Origin of the sequence: Erwinia wuhanensis (genome assembly GCF_030484085.1) — a bacterium.
Taxonomy (GTDB): domain Bacteria; phylum Pseudomonadota; class Gammaproteobacteria; order Enterobacterales; family Enterobacteriaceae; genus Erwinia; species Erwinia aeris.
In genome coordinates this window covers 528,713-544,743 of record NZ_JAUJUH010000002.1, presented here as the reverse complement: position 1 = coordinate 544,743, position 16,031 = coordinate 528,713, and the positions used below count along the sequence as shown (strand labels likewise).

Annotated in this window: 13 protein-coding genes; 8 read left to right on the top strand and 5 right to left on the bottom strand. The window is 58.6% G+C overall.

From position 1 onward, the window contains the following. Positions 1–34 precede the first annotated feature (34 nt). The 6 genes from QZH36_RS07055 to QZH36_RS07030 all read left to right on the top strand — a co-directional run bounded on the left by QZH36_RS07055 (position 35) and on the right by QZH36_RS07030 (position 6,419). The gene (locus tag QZH36_RS07055; protein ID WP_125288461.1) at positions 35–364 is read left to right on the top strand and encodes a YbaB/EbfC family nucleoid-associated protein; all 330 of its coding nucleotides are present in this window, start codon (positions 35–37) and stop codon (positions 362–364) included. Then, the gene (recR, locus tag QZH36_RS07050; RefSeq protein WP_125288462.1) at positions 364–969 is read left to right on the top strand and encodes a recombination mediator RecR; all 606 of its coding nucleotides are present in this window, start codon (positions 364–366) and stop codon (positions 967–969) included. Before QZH36_RS07055 ends, recR begins: the two co-directional genes overlap by 1 nt. 96 nt (positions 970–1,065) lie before the next feature. Further along, positions 1,066–2,940, top strand: a complete 1,875-nt coding sequence (gene htpG / locus QZH36_RS07045) for a molecular chaperone HtpG (RefSeq protein ID WP_253455013.1) — start codon at positions 1,066–1,068, stop codon at positions 2,938–2,940. 378 nt (positions 2,941–3,318) lie between these two features. After that, complete coding sequence (gene adk / locus QZH36_RS07040) at positions 3,319–3,963, top strand: adenylate kinase (protein ID WP_253455012.1); 645 nt, start codon at positions 3,319–3,321, stop codon at positions 3,961–3,963. 116 nt (positions 3,964–4,079) lie between these two features. Then, complete coding sequence (gene hemH / locus QZH36_RS07035) at positions 4,080–5,039, top strand: ferrochelatase (protein ID WP_253455011.1); 960 nt, start codon at positions 4,080–4,082, stop codon at positions 5,037–5,039. 75 nt (positions 5,040–5,114) lie between these two features. Continuing rightward, complete coding sequence (locus tag QZH36_RS07030; RefSeq protein WP_125288466.1) at positions 5,115–6,419, top strand: inosine/guanosine kinase; 1,305 nt, start codon at positions 5,115–5,117, stop codon at positions 6,417–6,419. 254 nt (positions 6,420–6,673) lie between these two features. Here QZH36_RS07030 and ybaL read toward each other — a convergent pair whose 3' ends face one another. Continuing rightward, complete coding sequence (ybaL, locus tag QZH36_RS07025) at positions 6,674–8,359, bottom strand: YbaL family putative K(+) efflux transporter (protein ID WP_301729880.1); 1,686 nt, start codon at positions 8,357–8,359, stop codon at positions 6,674–6,676. 434 nt (positions 8,360–8,793) lie between these two features. On the opposite strand from ybaL, the gene ushA reads away from it, so the two are divergent. Continuing rightward, positions 8,794–10,539: a bifunctional UDP-sugar hydrolase/5'-nucleotidase UshA gene (gene ushA / locus QZH36_RS07020; protein WP_301289738.1), complete on the top strand. Its 1,746-nt coding sequence runs from the start codon at positions 8,794–8,796 to the stop codon at positions 10,537–10,539. Here the strand turns inward: ushA and QZH36_RS07015 are convergent. After that, complete coding sequence (locus tag QZH36_RS07015; protein WP_253455007.1) at positions 10,528–10,962, bottom strand: multidrug/biocide efflux PACE transporter; 435 nt, start codon at positions 10,960–10,962, stop codon at positions 10,528–10,530. The two genes, ushA and QZH36_RS07015, sit on opposite strands and share 12 nt — an antisense overlap. A gap of 85 nt (positions 10,963–11,047) precedes the next feature. On the opposite strand from QZH36_RS07015, the gene QZH36_RS07010 reads away from it, so the two are divergent. Further along, positions 11,048–11,914 carry a LysR family transcriptional regulator gene (locus tag QZH36_RS07010; RefSeq protein WP_253455006.1) on the top strand — a complete coding sequence of 289 codons (867 nt, stop codon included), beginning with the start codon at positions 11,048–11,050 and terminating at the stop codon, positions 11,912–11,914. Here QZH36_RS07010 and ybaK read toward each other — a convergent pair. From ybaK to copA, 3 genes are all read right to left on the bottom strand, one after another. Beyond that, the gene (ybaK, locus tag QZH36_RS07005; RefSeq protein WP_125288471.1) at positions 11,911–12,396 is read right to left on the bottom strand and encodes a Cys-tRNA(Pro)/Cys-tRNA(Cys) deacylase YbaK; all 486 of its coding nucleotides are present in this window, start codon (positions 12,394–12,396) and stop codon (positions 11,911–11,913) included. The genes QZH36_RS07010 and ybaK overlap by 4 nt on opposite strands. Positions 12,397–12,558: 162 nt before the next feature. After that, positions 12,559–13,359: a TraB/GumN family protein gene (locus QZH36_RS07000; protein WP_301729879.1), complete on the bottom strand. Its 801-nt coding sequence runs from the start codon at positions 13,357–13,359 to the stop codon at positions 12,559–12,561. Between the two features lie 87 nt (positions 13,360–13,446). Continuing rightward, positions 13,447–15,948: a copper-exporting P-type ATPase CopA gene (gene copA / locus QZH36_RS06995; protein ID WP_301729878.1), complete on the bottom strand. Its 2,502-nt coding sequence runs from the start codon at positions 15,946–15,948 to the stop codon at positions 13,447–13,449. Positions 15,949–16,031 lie beyond the last annotated feature (83 nt).

Sequence of the window (16,031 nt, the reverse complement as noted above, 5' to 3'; positions counted from 1 at the left end):
GGCATGAGTACGGCCCTTCTTAAGAGAGAAAATTATGTTTGGAAAAGGCGGACTGGGTAACCTGATGAAGCAGGCCCAGCAAATGCAGGACAAAATGGCGCAGGTGCAGGAAGAGATCGCGGCCATGGAAGTAACGGGCGAATCGGGCGCGGGACTGGTGAAGGTCACCATCAACGGCGCACACAACTGCCGTCGCGTAGAGGTTGATCCAAGCCTGCTGGAAGACGACAAAGATATGCTGGAAGATCTGGTCGCTGCCGCATTTAACGATGCCGCCCGTCGCGTAGCGGAAGCGCAGAAAGAGAAAATGTCTGCGGTATCCAGCGGGATGCAGCTGCCGCCTGGCTTCAAGATGCCGTTCTGATGCAGACCAGCCCGCTCCTTGAAAGCCTGATGGAGTCGCTGCGCTGTCTGCCCGGCGTGGGGCCGAAATCGGCCCAGCGTATGGCGTTCCAGCTGCTGCAGCGCGATCGCAGCGGCGGAATGCGTCTGGCGCAGGCGCTGACGCGCGCCATGTCGGAAATTGGACACTGTGCAGATTGTCGCACCTTTACCGAGCAGGAAATCTGCACCATCTGCGCGAATACTCGTCGTCAGCAGACGGGTCTTATCTGCGTGGTAGAAAGCCCGGCCGACATTCACGCCATTGAGCAGACCGGGCAGTTCGCCGGCCGCTACTTTGTGCTGATGGGGCACCTTTCGCCGCTGGATGGCATTGGCCCGAACGATATCGGTCTTGACCGGCTGGAACAACGGCTGGAAAAAGAGGCGATTCAGGAGGTGATCCTGGCCACTAACCCTACGGTTGAAGGCGAGGCGACCGCCAACTACATTGCCGAGCTGTGCGGTCAGTATGGCGTTGACGCCAGCCGCATCGCCCACGGCGTGCCGGTTGGCGGCGAGCTGGAGATGGTGGACGGCACCACGCTGTCCCACTCTCTGGCCGGGCGCCACAAGATTAAATTTTAGTCATTTAACGGCACGATGCGTCGTGCCGTCTTGAAAACCCGCCAGTCGTCCCCATTCTACTTCTCAATGTAAACCGCCAAGTTAACTGAGGTAGCAATGACCATGAAAGGACAAGAGACGCGTGGCTTCCAGTCAGAGGTAAAACAGCTTCTGCACCTGATGATCCATTCCCTCTATTCAAACAAAGAAATCTTCCTGCGTGAGCTGATCTCCAACGCCTCCGATGCGGCCGACAAGCTGCGCTTCCGCGCGCTTTCTTCGCCGGAACTTTACGCGGGCGACGGCGATCTGCGCGTGCGTGTTTCTGTTGATAAGGAAAATCGTACCCTGACGCTGAGCGATAACGGCATCGGGATGACGCGAGACGAAGTCATTGAGAATCTGGGCACCATTGCCAAATCGGGCACCAAATCCTTCCTGGAATCATTAGGATCCGATCAGGCGAAGGACAGCCAGCTAATCGGCCAGTTCGGCGTCGGCTTCTATTCCGCCTTTATCGTGGCGGACAAGGTTTCCGTGCGCACCCGCGCTGCCGGCGCCGCTGCGGATGAAGGCGTGTTCTGGGAATCCGCAGGCGAAGGCGAGTACACCATTGCCGATATCACGAAAGAAGATCGTGGTACGGAGATTACGCTGCATCTGCGCGAAGGCGAAGACGAGTTCCTGGACGCGTGGCGCGTGCGCAGCATCATCAGCAAATATTCCGATCACATCGCGCTGCCGGTAGAGATCGAAGAGCATAACGAAGAAGAGAAAACCTCCAGCTGGGAAAAAATCAACAAGGCGCAGGCGCTGTGGACGCGCAACAAGTCTGAGATCAGCGACGACGAGTACAAAGAGTTCTACAAACACGTTTCGCACGATTTTGCCGATCCGCTGACCTGGAGCCACAACCGCGTAGAAGGCAAGCAGGAGTACACCAGCCTGCTGTATATCCCTTCGCAGGCGCCGTGGGACATGTGGAACCGCGATCACAAGCACGGGCTGAAGCTCTACGTGCAGCGCGTGTTTATCATGGACGACGCCGAGCAGTTTATGCCGAACTACCTGCGCTTCGTGCGCGGCCTGATAGATTCCAGCGATCTGCCGCTGAACGTCTCGCGTGAAATCCTGCAGGACAGCCGCATTACCCAGAATCTGCGTAACGCCCTGAGCAAGCGCGCGCTGCAAATGCTGGAGAAAGTGGCGAAGGATGACGAAGAGCAGTATCAGAAATTCTGGCAGCAGTTCGGTCTGGTGCTGAAAGAAGGCCCGGCTGAAGACAGCGCCAACAAAGAAACCATCGCCAAACTGCTGCGTTTTGCCTCTACCAGCAGTGAAGGCTCCGCGCAGACCGTGTCGCTGGAAGACTATGTCAGCCGCATGGTGGAAGGGCAGGAGAAGATTTACTACATCACCGCCGACAGCTATGCCGCCGCGAAAAGCAGCCCGCATCTGGAGCTGTTCCGTAAGAAAGGCATCGAGGTGCTGCTGCTCTCCGATCGTATCGACGAATGGATGATGAGCTATCTGACCGAGTTCGATGGCAAAACCTTCCAGAGCGTCAGCAAGGCGGACGAAGCGCTGAGCAAGCTGGCAGACGAAGAAAGCGAAGAGCAGAAAGAAGCGGAAAAAGCGCTGGAGCCGTTTGTCGACCGCGTGAAAACGCTGCTGGGCGAGCGCGTGAAGGATGTGCGTCTGACGCACCGCCTGACCGACACGCCTGCTATCGTCACCACCGACGCCAACGACATGAGCACCCAGATGGCGAAGCTGTTCGCCGCTGCGGGCCAGCCGGTGCCGGAAGTGAAGTACCTGTTTGAGCTGAACCCGGAGCACGCGCTGGTTAAACGCGCTGCGGATACGCAGGATGAAGCCCGCTTCGGCGAGTGGATTGAGCTGCTGCTCGATCAGGCGATGTTTGCCGAGCGCGGCACGCTGGAAGATCCTAACCAGTTTATCCGCCGCATGAACCAGCTGTTGCTGGGCTAAATCGGTCAAAGGCAGGGGGCAACGCCCTCTGCCTTTCTGTTTGGTTTCCCTCCTGCCTGGTTCTTAACTCAACTCCCTGTCATCCCGACGCTTTCCCGCAAGCGCGATCCTGCCGAAAACCGCGTCTCTCAAGGGACTATACCGGTAGCGATCCTGCTGGCGAAAAGGTGAAATTGTCTGAAAACAAGGCTTTCGGCACGACGGCGCCCGTAAAGCGCTAAAGCGGCGTCAATAATGCCGAAACCCCCTGGCGTTACCGGTAACTTTACCGGGCGATAACCCAGCTTAACGGCCGCGTTCCTTGTGGATACAGGGGCATGATGGTATGTTCATGCCCTACATAACTTGATTAAAGCGATTCGCAAGGGGATTTACGCAATGCGTATTATTCTGCTCGGTGCTCCGGGTGCAGGTAAGGGGACACAGGCTCAGTTTATTATGGAGAAATACGGCATTCCGCAGATCTCCACGGGCGACATGCTGCGCGCAGCGGTTAAAGCCGGCAGCGAGCTGGGTCAACAGGCCAAAGAACTGATGGATGCAGGCAAACTGGTCACTGATGAACTGGTTATTGCCCTGGTTAAAGAGCGCATCGCGCAGGAAGATTGCCGTAACGGTTTCCTGCTTGATGGCTTCCCGCGCACTATCCCTCAGGCTGACGCCATGAAGGAAGCGGGCATCAAAATCGACAACGTGCTGGAGTTCGCCGTACCGGACGAGCTGATTGTTGAACGTATTGTGGGTCGTCGCGTTCATGCGCCATCCGGCCGCGTTTACCATGTGACCTTCAACCCGCCTAAGGTGGAAGGCAAAGACGACGTGACCGGTGAAGAGCTGACCACGCGTAAAGACGATCAGGAAGAAACTGTGCGTAAGCGCCTGGTGGAATATCATCAGATGACCGCGCCGCTAATTGCCTACTACAGCAAAGAAGCGGAAGCGGGCCACACCGCTTACCACAAAATTGACGGCACCCGTAAAGTGTCTGAAGTCAGCGCCGAACTGGAAAAAATCTTCGGTTAATACCTTCCGGGGCCAGCAAAAGCTGGCCCTACTACAGCAATTGGTTACCCCTTCCTGATTTTCCGCTAGAATGATTCTCGTTTTCATCACCTGACATGCCCAGAGAAGGAATAACAATGAGGCAAGATAAACCCGGCGTGCTGCTGGTGAACCTAGGTACACCTGACGCGCCAACCACGCCTGCTGTTAAACGCTACCTGAAACAGTTCCTCAGCGACAAGCGCGTGGTCGATACGCCGCGCTGGCTGTGGTGGCCAATCCTGAACGGCGTGATCCTGCCGATCCGTTCGCCGCGCGTTGCAAAACTTTACGCATCGGTCTGGATGGAAGACGGCTCGCCGCTGATGGTCTACAGCAAACGGCAGCGCGAAGCGCTGGCGGCCCGGCTACCTATGCCTGTGGAACTGGGCATGAGCTACGGCAATCCGAGCCTGAAAAGCGCGCTTGACAGCCTGATGGCGCAGGGCGTAACCCGCCTGATCGTGCTGCCGCTGTACCCGCAGTTTTCCTGCTCTACCGTGGCGGCGGTCTGGGACGGCATCACCGAGGTCTTTGCCGGTTATCGCAGCCTGCCTTCGGTGCAGTTTATCCGCGATTACGCCACGCATCCGGCCTATATTGCCGCGCTGAAGGCGTCGGTCGAACGGTCGTTTGCTAAACATGGCAAGCCGGATCTGCTGGTGATGTCTTTCCACGGCATTCCGCAGCGTTTTGCCGATCAGGGCGACGATTATCCGCTGCGCTGTCGGGAAACCAGCGAGGCGCTGATTGCCGCGCTGGGCCTGGCCGAACACGAAGCGATGCTGACTTTCCAGTCGCGCTTTGGCCGCGAGCCGTGGCTGACGCCCTATACTGACGAAACGATGCAGTCGCTGCCGGCAAAGGGCGTGAAGCATGTACAGGTCATGAGCCCTGGCTTCTCCGCCGACTGTCTGGAAACGCTGGAAGAGATCAGCGAGCAGAACTGCGAATTCTTTATGCACGCGGGCGGCACCAAGTTTGAATATATCCCGGCGCTGAACGACGATGAGCTACATATCGATATGATGGTTGAGCTGGTCAACAGCCAGCGCTAAAAAAGAGGGGTGTGGGCACTTAGCCGCATCCCTGTTATCATTGGCTGCTTCCTATTCTTTCCAGAAGTCAGCAATATGAAATTTCCCGGCCAGCGTAAATCCAAACACTACTTTCCCGTCAGCGCGCGCGACCCGCTGCTCCAGCCCGTGCAGCCGGAAAGCGAAACCGCGACCAGCTGGATAGCGGGTATCGATCAGATCCTGGTGGATATCGAAGCGAAGGTGGATGACGCTTTTGTGGCGCGCTACGGCCTGAGTGCGGGCCACTCGCTGGTGATTGAAGACGAGGTTGCCGAAGCGCTGTATGCAGAGCTGACGCAAAACAACCTGATCACCCATCAGTTTGCGGGCGGTACCATCGGCAACACGCTGCACAACTACTCGGTGCTGGCCGACGACCGCTCGGTGCTGCTGGGCGTGATGTGCAGCAACGTGCAGATCGGGAGCTACGCCTATCGCTACCTGTGCAATACCTCCAGCCGTACCGATCTGAACTATTTGCAGGGCGTCGACGGCGCTATCGGCCGCTGCTTTACGCTGATTGGCGAACACGGCGAGCGTACCTTTGCCATCAGTCCGGGCATGATGAACCAGCTGAGCAAGGAAAGCATTCCTGAAGAGGTGGTAGCGGGCGCGTCCGCGCTGCTGCTGACCTCTTATCTGCTGCGCTGCAAGCCGGGCGAACCGATGGCGGAAGCAACGATGCAGGCCATCGCCTGGGCGAAAAAGCATAACGTACCGGTGGTGCTGACGCTGGGCACGAAATACGTGATTGGCGACAATCCGCAGTTCTGGCGCGATTTCCTGCGCGATCACGTTTCCGTGGTGGCGATGAACGAGGAAGAGGGCGAGGCGCTGACCGGCTTCAGCGATCCGCTACAGGCGGCGAATATGGCGCTGGACTGGGTGGATCTGGTGCTGTGCACCGCCGGGCCGAACGGTCTGTATATGGCGGGCTACACTGAGGAAGAGGGCAAGCGCAAAACGCAGCATCCGCTGCTGCCAGGCGCGATCCCGGAGTTCAACCAGTATGAGTTCAGCCGCGCGATGCGCCACCAGGACTGCGAGCAGCCGCTGCGCATTTTCTCGCATATCGCGCCTTATATGGGCGGCCCGGAGAAGATCATGAACACCAACGGCGCGGGCGACGGCGCGCTGGCGGCGGTGCTGCACGATATCACCGCTAACGACTATCATCGTCTGAACGTGCCGAACTCCAGCAAACACGGTCGTCGCTACCTGACCTATTCCTCGCTGGCGCAGGTTTGTAAATACGCCAACCGCGTCAGCTATCAGGTGCTGAATCAGCACTCGCCGCGCCTGACCCGAGGGCTGCCGGAGCGCGAAGACAGCCTGGAAGAGTCCTACTGGGAAAGATAAGACGAGCGCGGCCTCTTCCAGAGACCGCCTGAGACTGTTAACAAAGCTATGCTCAGCCATCAGTTGGCTATCAGTCTGGTAAATAGCCGCAGAGGCAGAGCGGAACACGGACGCGCACGTCCATGTAGGCTCGTTTCGCGCGTCCATGCGCGAACGCCTATCCGCTCAGCCTCCGCCGCTGTGAAGCGGTTGGATCGCTGTAAAAATGGCAGTGTAAGCCGCAGGCTTTTAAGTTTGTCATCAAACTCGCCTTTTCAGATCGGGCTGGGTTGCGGCGCGCTTGCCTTTTCATTGGCGAGCATAATATTCAGCATGCTGTTGGCAATCTCCCGCTCGCCCATCACCACCTGATTTGCGCCGCGCTCGGTAATGTAGTGCACCTCTTCGTCATGATGCGCCCGCGCGAGGATCTCAATCGATGGGCGCTTCTCTCGTGCGGCGATGACGATTTCGCCCGCTTCAAAACCATTAGGGATAGTGAGCAGCAGCCAGCGCGCGCAGTCCAGACGCGCCAGATCCATCGTCTCCGTGCGGGCAGCATTGCCCAACACAGCGCTGATCCCTTCCGCCCTTAAGGCATCCACCCGCGTCCGGCTGTTCTCAACCACCACAATCGGCACGCCATTTTCTATCAGTTTCCTGCCCAGCAGGCTGCCGACGCGGCCAAAACCGACGATGATGGCGTGGTTACAGAGATTAACCGGGATCGGGTTTTCCTCTTCCATTATTGCGGCCTGCTGCTGCTCTTCCTCGGCCTCTTTTTTACCGAGATAGCGCTGCAGCAGCGCGAAAAGCAGCGGATTAAGCATGATGGAAAGGATGGCGCCCGCCAGCACCAGATTGCGGCCTTCATCAGGCAGCAGCTTTAGCGAGATCCCCAGTCCGGCGAGAATAAAGGCGAACTCGCCGATCTGCGCCAGGCTCACCGAAATGGTCAGCGCGGTACGGCGGGAATGGCCGAACAGCAGCACCAGCAGCAGCGCGGCCAGCGATTTGCCCAGCACGATAATAGCCAGCACGCCCGCAACCGCCAGCGGCTGTTCCAGCAGGATCATCGGGTCGAACAGCATCCCGACGGAGACGAAAAACAGCACCGCAAAGGCGTCGCGCAGCGGCAGCGTATCATGCGCGGCGCGATGGCTCAGCTCGGACTCGTTCAGCACCATGCCCGCAAAGAAGGCGCCCAGCGCAAAGGAAACGTCAAAAAACTCTACCGCGCCAAAAGCGATGCCCAGCGCCAGCGCCAGCACCGCCAGGGTAAACAGCTCTCTGGAACCGGTTGCGGCGCTGCGAGCGAGGATCCAGGGCACCGCGCGTCGACCGACCACCATCATCAGCACCATAAAGGCCACCACCTTGCCGATGGTAATCAGCAGATCGATCAGCAGCATACTTACGCTGGCGTTGCCTTGCTCAAACATGCCCGCGATAGCCGGAAGCAGCACCAGCGCCAGCACCATTACCAGATCTTCCACAATCAGCCAGCCGATAGCGATCTGCCCGCGCTGACTGTCAAGAAGCTGCCTGTCTTCCAGCGCGCGCAGCAGCACCACGGTACTGGCGGTCGAAAGGCAAAGGCCGAACACCAGCCCGGTCATCCACGGCCAGCCCAGCAGCGAAGACAGCCCCATCCCTAACAGCGTGGCGACGGCAATCTGTGCCACGGCGCCGGGGATGGCGATTGCTTTAACCGCCATCAGATCCTTCAGCGAGAAATGCAGGCCAACGCCAAACATCAGCAGCACGACGCCCAGCTCCGCCAGCTCGGGTGCCAGATTGGTATCGGCGACAAAACCGGGCGTGAACGGGCCGGCCAGCACGCCAGCCAGCAAATAGCCAACCAGCGGCGAAACCCGCAGCCGATTGGCCAGCATACCCAGGAGAAAAGCGAGAACAAGCCCGCCGACAATGGTGGTGATAAGCGGGGTAGTGTGGTGCATGCTTCTCTCCTTGTATGTGCAAATGTATCCGAATGTAAGCTTAAAGTGTATGGTATATCCGGCTAGTCTGCCTGCCTTATTCAGGTAAAAATGTGAAAAAAAGCGCTGGCAGCAAAAACACACAGGATCGCGTGATTTTAATGTGTTAAGTGGCTGGAGAGCTGAATAATGACTGTTCTGATAATAAAGATTATGCAGTTATCTTTCAAAACGCAGGCCGCTTTTTTGCGACACAGCTGCAAACAACCGCACTAAACAGGATGCGTATGCAGCAAGGCCGCAGATTTAGCACTCATCTTGCCGTCGCGCTTGTTTTAAGGGCCCGTGACGCGCTATCGAAAACCGGCACCGCTTGCCATTCGCCGCGCCTGTAGTAGATTGCTGGTTACGCCAGCCTTATAAGTGCTTCAACAAGGAGATCCGTTGTGCTTTCACTGAAAAAAAACTCGCTGACGCTATTGGCGCTGGCTTTACTCAGCGCGCCGCTTGCCGCGCAGGCCTGGGTTAAAGACCGGGTTTATAAATTCACCGTGCTGCATACCAACGATCATCACGGCCGCTTCTGGCAAAACGAGCATGACGAGTACGGGCTGGCGGCGCAAAAAACCATGATGGATCAGATCCGCTACGACGTGCAGGCGCACGGCGGCGCGGTGTTGATCCTCTCCGGCGGCGATATCAATACCGGCGTGCCGGAATCGGATTTACAGGATGCCGAACCCGACTTTCGCGGCATGAACCTGATTGGCTACGATGCGATGGCGATCGGCAACCACGAGTTTGATAACCCGCTTTCCGTGCTGCGTCAGCAGCAAAAATGGGCGAAATTTCCGCTGCTTTCCGCCAACATTTATCAGAAAAGCACCGGACAGCGCCTGTTCCAGCCCTATGCGTTGTTTAATCGGATGGGACTGAAAATCGCGGTGATCGGACTGACCACTGACGACACGGCTAAAATCGGCAACCCAGAGAATTTTACCGACATCGTTTTTCATAAACCGGCGACGGAAGCGAAGGCGGTGGTGGAAGCGCTGCGCCAGCAGGAGAAGCCGGACGTGATTATCGCGGCGACGCATATGGGCCACTACGATAACGGCAATCACGGCTCCAACGCGCCGGGCGACGTGGAGATGGCTCGGGCGCTGCCGGCAGGCTATCTGGATATGATCGTGGGCGGCCATTCTCAGGATCCGGTCTGTATGGCGAAGGAAAACGTTAAGCAGGCGGATTACGTGCCGGGCACGCCGTGCCAGCCGGATCGGCAAAACGGCACCTGGATTGTTCAGGCGCACGAATGGGGAAAATATATCGGCCGGGCCGATTTTACCTTCCTGAACGGCAAGCTGACGCTGGAACATTACGAACTGGTGCCGATCAATCTGCGGCATAAGGTGACCAACGCCGACGGCAGCGTCAGCTGGGTGAATTACACCCAGGAAATCGCCAAAAATCCGGCGATGATGAAGCTGCTGACGCCTTTCCAGAAAAAGGGAGAAGCGCAGCTTAACGTCAAAATCGGCAGCGTAGACGGCCATCTGGAGGGGGATCGCAGCAAGGTGCGCTTTGTGCAGACCAACCTTGCCCGTGTGCTCCTGAGCGCGCAGGCAGAGCGAACCGGCGCTGATTTCGCGGTAATGAGCGGCGGTGGCGTGCGGGACTCCATCGAACCCGGCGACATCACCTACAAGGATGTGCTGAAGGTGCAGCCTTTCGGCAACACGGTCGTCTATGTCGATATGAAGGGCAGCGAAGTTGAAAAATATCTGGCGGTAGTGGCGAATAAACAGGTCGATTCCGGCGCCTACGCGCAGCTGGCCAACGTTAGCCTGACGGCCGATGGCAGCAGCGTTCATGACGTAAAAATCAAAGGCGAACCGCTCCAGGCGGACAAAACCTACCGCATGGCGACGCTCAGCTTCAACGCGACCGGCGGCGACGGCTATCCTGTTATCACCTCTATGCCGGGCTACGTAAACACCGGCTTTGTCGATGCCGAGGTGCTGAAACAGTATATTGAGAAGCACTCGCCGCTGAAAGCCAGCGCTTTTGCACCGCACGACGAAATTCTTTATCAGCAGAAGGCCGCCGTGACGGAACAAAAAGCCGACGAGCCGCCGAAAAAATGGCGGCTGCCGCGTATTGAACTGGCTATGCGCCAGGTCTGGTCGTCACTGTTCTGAAGACACAGGATGCGCTTTGCGCTGCCATTTGGCGCGAAGCGTATCGTATAACCAGTTATAGACCACCGTATAGGGCAGGAAGAAAAGGAAAAAGCCGATTTCCAGCAGCAGCGCCTGCCACAGCGAAACGCCCAGCATCCAGGCGGCGATTGGCAAACCAATCAGAATAAACCCGCCTTCAAAAGCCAGCGCGTGCACGATACGCAGCAGCCAGCTCTGACGGCCGTTCGGGAATAGACGGTCGAAACCGGCGTTGTAAACCATGTTCCAGAGCATGGCGACGGTCGACAGCATAATAGCCAGCGCGCCCATCTGGAACAGCGGTTTATCCATTGCCCACGCGGCCAGCGGCGAAACTATCGTCACGGCCAATGCTTCAAAACCCAGGGCGTGGAAAAAACGTTCTTTCAGTGTACGGCTCATTGGTTCTCCTTAAAATCAGACCGGTATTTTGCCTGCCCGGTTTGCTAAGATAAAATGATTACCCATCGGAAAAAGCGATACTTAAATGCGATATTCACCGGAATCGTTACAGGCGTTTGTACAGACGGTGGAAAGCGGCTCCTTTTCTGCCGCTGCCAGAGCGCTGCGTAAAAGCCAGTCCACCGTCAGCGCTGCCGTGGCCAACCTGGAAACAGATTTGGGGTTCGCCTTGTTCAGCCGCGACGGGCGCTCGCCGGTGCTGACAGAGAACGGGCAGCGGGCGCTGGCACAGGTGCGGGAAATACTGGCGGCCAGCGAGCGGCTGGATGAGCTAGCTATCCGCCTGACTGGCGATGTGGAACCCTGCCTGAGCATGGCGATCTCCGATTTCTGGCAGGCGGATTACCATGAATCGCTGCTGAGACGCTTTGCCGATCGCTATCCGCAGATTGAATTTGAATGCATGATTGCCGAAGATGCCGACGTTATCGATCTGATCCAGGCCGGAAGGGCGCATATTGGGGTGATCCGCGTGCAGCCGCATTACCCGGCTGATATCGCCACTGCAAGGCTTCAGGTTAAAGCGCAGATGGCTATTTATCTGCATCAGGATCATCCGCTGACGCGGCAGGCTGTCGTCAGCAGCGAAGCGTTAAAAAGCGAGCGGCAGCTCTGTCTGAACACGTGGGTAGAGAAGGGGCGGCCCCGGCCGGGCAACGGCGTCTGGTCTGCGCCTTCTTATCTGCTGCTGCTGGAGATGGCGGAACAGGGCTTTGGCTGGACGATACTGCCGCGCTGGCTGGTGGAGCAGTTCGGCCATCAGGTGCTGCGCGAGCTGCCGATCGCCGGCTGGCCGCAGAATCTTTCGGTGGATGTCGCCTGGTCGCGGCTGTCGCCGCCCGGCCCGGCCGGGCGCTGGATGATCGATCGGCTGCTGGCGCAGACCAACTAGCTGCGGTCGCGCTTCGCGATAGCGGCAAAGCTGGCGTTGAGCTGCCGCGCCAGATCCTGCGGAGCCAGCTCTATCTCAAGCCCGCGTCGTCCGCCGGAAACAAACACGGTGGGAAACTGCTGCGCCAGCGTATCCACCACTACGGGCAAACGTTTTTTTTGCCCCAGCGGACTGATGCCGCCCAGCTGATAGCCCGTGATTCGCTGGGCGATCTGCGGATCGGCCATTTCGACTTTCTTTACGCCCAGCGCTTTGGCGACGCTTTTTAAATCCAGCTGGCCGGCAACGGGCGTGACGGCTACCGCCAGCGTGTTCGCCTCGCCATTCAGCGAAACCAACAGCGTTTTAAACACCCGATCGGGATCCTGGTTCAGCATCCGTACGGCTTCATCGCCAAAGTGGGTCTCGCTGCTGTCGTGCTCATAGCTGTGCAGCTGAAATTTTATTTTTTGCTTTTCAAGCAGTTTTACGGCTGGCGTCACGACGCTTCTCCTCAGGTGGCGCATGGAACAACTGGCGAAAAAAAGTACTGGCGAAAATGTGGGATCCAGGCGACAATCTTTGCCCCTTCGGCCTTTGTCGAAGGCGAACTAAAATCATAAAACAGATCTTATTCATGGCCGGTAGCGATATTGGCCTTTTTTTTAGCCTTTTTTCAGCAGGTCCGGCAAATTGCCTTCGCCATACAGGTGCAGCGCGCCCACGGCCACCACATACTCCCCTGGCGGCAACGCCGTCAGATCCTGCCGCCAGCGCTGATTGCGTTGCAGCATCAGCACCTCGTTTAACGCGCTGTTAAAGGTACCGGGCAGGGCCGGTCGGCTGTCCGCAGGCGGCGTTTCCAGCCACCAGCCAATCATGGTTTGCAGCAGGCGCGCGTTGGTGTGCCAGTGCTGCAGCGTATCCTGCAGCAGCGACAGACCGTTATCGGGCAGCGCTTTCAACAGATCCAGCTGCGCCTGCGGCCCTTCCAGCTCGATGATTTTTTTCCCCTGCGCTTTGGCGGCGCTGAGCAGCTGGAAATCGATACCGTAATCCGTCCGCAGCCCAAGACGCTGGGCCTGCTGCGCCTGCAGCATTAAGGCTAGCTGCCAGGCGGGCAGCCGATCGATAACTTCTGCGTCAATAGCGACCTCGCGGCAGACACGCTGCAGTTCCTCCAGCTCCCGCTCGCTCAGACGCTCCGCCAGCGGCGGGCAGATTTCACTGGCGCTAAAAGGCGAGGCGCCGGAGGTGATATCCGCCTCCACAATCAGCGCATCGGCCCGCGCCAGTTTTTTTTGCAGCGCCGCCGGAAGCGGCATCATGGTTTGCGTGCCCATATGAATACTGCCCACCAGATGCAGCTGGCGGGCGCCGAGCGCCATATCCTGCGCCGGATAGGCATAGCTAATGGGCGAGAGTTTGCGCCACAGCGCGACAGCCTTTTGCAGTAATTTTCCCATAGGCTCCGCTCCGTTAGTTTCCCTTATGCTAACGGTTTAGCCCACCGAAGGACAGACGGAGACCGGGCTTTCAGACAAGACCGTGCGTCACTTTGGCGGCTGATAGCGAAGCAGTCGGTTGGCGTTGCTGACGACGGTTACCGAAGAGAGCGCCATCGCGGCACCGGCTACGACCGGGCTGAGCAGGGTGCCGGTTAACGGATAGAGCACGCCAGCCGCAATCGGGATGCCGCAGGCGTTATAGATAAACGCTCCCAGCAGGTTCTGCTTCATATTGCGCAGCGTCGCTTTTGCCACGGCCAGCGCGTCCACCACGGCGTGCAGATCGTGACGCATCAGCGTGATGCCTGCCGTCTCAATCGCCACGTCGCTGCCGCTGCCGATAGCGATACCCACATCCGCCTGCGCCAGCGCCGGCGCGTCATTAATGCCGTCGCCAATCATCGCCACGCTGGCTCCCTGCTGCTGTAGTTTTTTAATCGCTTCTGCTTTCCCGTCCGGCAAGACCCCGGCAATAACGTCATCGATGCCGGCTTCGCTGGCAATAGCCTGCGCGGTGATTTCATTGTCGCCCGTCAGCATCACTAAACGATAGCCCTGCTCGCGCAGCTGCTGCAGCGTGGCGACGCTTTCCTCACGCAGGGCATCGCGCAGGAAAAAGATAGCTTTAAGCTGATTGCCCGCTGCCAGCAGCACCGGCGTCATGCCTTTCGCGGCCTGAGAGGCGATCGCCTTGTCCATTTCCTCCTCAACCACATTGTGTTGCGCCATCAGCGTACGGTTGCCCAGCCGCCAGGTTTCGTCCTGGATCTGCCCGCTGACGCCCAGGCCGCCCAGCGTGCGAAAGCCGGTGACCTCGGGCAAAGCAGCCTGACCGGCGCGCCCGATAATGGCGCGGGCCAACGGATGCTGCGAACCTTGCTCCAGCGCGGCCGCCAGCGAGAGCACCTGCTGCTCGTCGGCACCGTTAAACACCCGGATGGCCGCCACCTGCGGTTTGCCTTCCGTCAGCGTACCGGTTTTATCAAAAACCAGCGTATCCAGCGTGCTGGCGCGCTGCAGCGCGTCCGCGTCCCGCACCAGCACGCCAAACTCGGCGGCGCGGCCCATCCCGGCGGTAAGCGACATCGGCGTGGCTAACCCAAGCGCGCAGGGACAGGCGATGATCAGCACCGTCGTGGCAATAACCAGCGTATAAACCAGCTGCGGCGCAGGCCCGATAAAATACCAGACGGCCGCGCTCAGCAGCGCGATAGCGACCACGGCGGGCACGAAAATCGCAGAAATTTTATCTACCAGGCGACTGAGTTCGGGCTTGCTGCTTTGCGCCTGGCGAACCAGATTCACAATGCGCGACAGCGTGGTATTTTTTCCGACCGCGCTGGCGGTGAACAGCACGCTGCCGTCCTGCATTACCGTGCCCGCGTGAACCTTGTCGCCCGCGCTTTTCTCCTGCGGCAGCGCTTCGCCGGTCAGCATCGCCTCATCCAGCCAGGCCTGGCCCTGGACGATGACGCCATCAACGGGCACGCGATCGCCCGTGGTCAGGCGCAGCGTCATGCCCGGCGTCACTTCGCTGAGCGGCATCGCTTTCTCTTCACCGGCGATAACCACACGGGCGGAAGGCGGGGTGAGATCCAATAATCGCTCCAGCGCCTGAGAAGATCGCTGGCGCGCGCGCTGTTCAAGCATATGGCCAAGGTTAATCAGGCCAATAATCATTACGCTGGCTTCGTAGTAAAGGTGACGCGCTTCTGAAGGAAAAGCAGCGGGCCACAGGGTGACCGCGCTGGAATAGAGCCAGGCCGCCGCCGTGCCGAGCGCGACCAGCGTATCCATCGTCGCGCTGCCGTTCAGCAGGCTGCGCCAGGCGCTACGATAAAAATGGCCGCCCGCAACGACCATAATTACCAGCGTCACGGCGCCCAGTGTCAGCCAGGTGACGCGGTTATCGGCGGTTAACATCATGTTGTCGCCGAGCATGCCCCAGCCCATCAGGGGCAGACCAAACGCCAGCGCCAGCAGCGCCTGCCAGCGAAAACGACGCATCGCTTTAAGCGCCGTTTGCTGCTGTTTTTCGCGGCGCTCGCTTTCATCTTCGATAATTTCGGCATCGTAGCCCGCGTTGCGCACCGCCTGAATCAGCGCATCGGGCGAAACGTCGCCCATCACCAGCGCGCTGCGTTCGGCAAGATTTACCCGCGCCTGATGCGTGCCGGGCACCTGCTGCAGCGCGTGCTCAACGCGCCTGACGCAGCTGGCGCAGCTCATGCCGCCAATTAACAGATGAAAGCTGTCATCGGTTGCCGGAAGCTGAGAAGGGGCCGCTGTCAGCGCTTCCGGCTGGGGATCTGATACTGTCAGCGGTTCAGGCTTTGGGCGCGCGTCGTCCGCCAGCGCGGCCTGATAGCCTGCCTCTTCTACCACCGCGATAAGCGCCTGCGGTGCAGCGTCGCCGGTTACGCGGGCTTCATCCAGAGATACCTCGGCCTGATCCACATCATCCCGTTTCTCCAGCGTTTCTTTGACTCTTTTTATGCAATGACCGCAGGAAAGGCCATCCAGTTTTAATACCGTTGTTTGTGACATAAAAACTCCTTTGCTTAGTCGGAACACCGTCAGGATTAAGGATAAACCTTCCATCAAGGGGAGGGTCAAGCTTGTCTCTGGCC

What these genes read in the sequence shown, in the direction of transcription:
- copA (WP_301729878.1), bottom strand. Translation starts at nt 15,948, where the DNA reads ATGTCACAAACAACGGTATTAAAACTGGATGGCCTTTCCTGCGGTCAT.
- hemH (WP_253455011.1), top strand. Translation starts at nt 4,080, where the DNA reads ATGAGGCAAGATAAACCCGGCGTGCTGCTGGTGAACCTAGGTACACCT.
- QZH36_RS07030 (WP_125288466.1), top strand. Translation starts at nt 5,115, where the DNA reads ATGAAATTTCCCGGCCAGCGTAAATCCAAACACTACTTTCCCGTCAGC.
- QZH36_RS07010 (WP_253455006.1), top strand. Translation starts at nt 11,048, where the DNA reads ATGCGATATTCACCGGAATCGTTACAGGCGTTTGTACAGACGGTGGAA.
- QZH36_RS07055 (WP_125288461.1), top strand. Translation starts at nt 35, where the DNA reads ATGTTTGGAAAAGGCGGACTGGGTAACCTGATGAAGCAGGCCCAGCAA.
- ybaL (WP_301729880.1), bottom strand. Translation starts at nt 8,359, where the DNA reads ATGCACCACACTACCCCGCTTATCACCACCATTGTCGGCGGGCTTGTT.
- QZH36_RS07015 (WP_253455007.1), bottom strand. Translation starts at nt 10,962, where the DNA reads ATGAGCCGTACACTGAAAGAACGTTTTTTCCACGCCCTGGGTTTTGAA.
- htpG (WP_253455013.1), top strand. Translation starts at nt 1,066, where the DNA reads ATGACCATGAAAGGACAAGAGACGCGTGGCTTCCAGTCAGAGGTAAAA.
- adk (WP_253455012.1), top strand. Translation starts at nt 3,319, where the DNA reads ATGCGTATTATTCTGCTCGGTGCTCCGGGTGCAGGTAAGGGGACACAG.
- recR (WP_125288462.1), top strand. Translation starts at nt 364, where the DNA reads ATGCAGACCAGCCCGCTCCTTGAAAGCCTGATGGAGTCGCTGCGCTGT.
- QZH36_RS07000 (WP_301729879.1), bottom strand. Translation starts at nt 13,359, where the DNA reads ATGGGAAAATTACTGCAAAAGGCTGTCGCGCTGTGGCGCAAACTCTCG.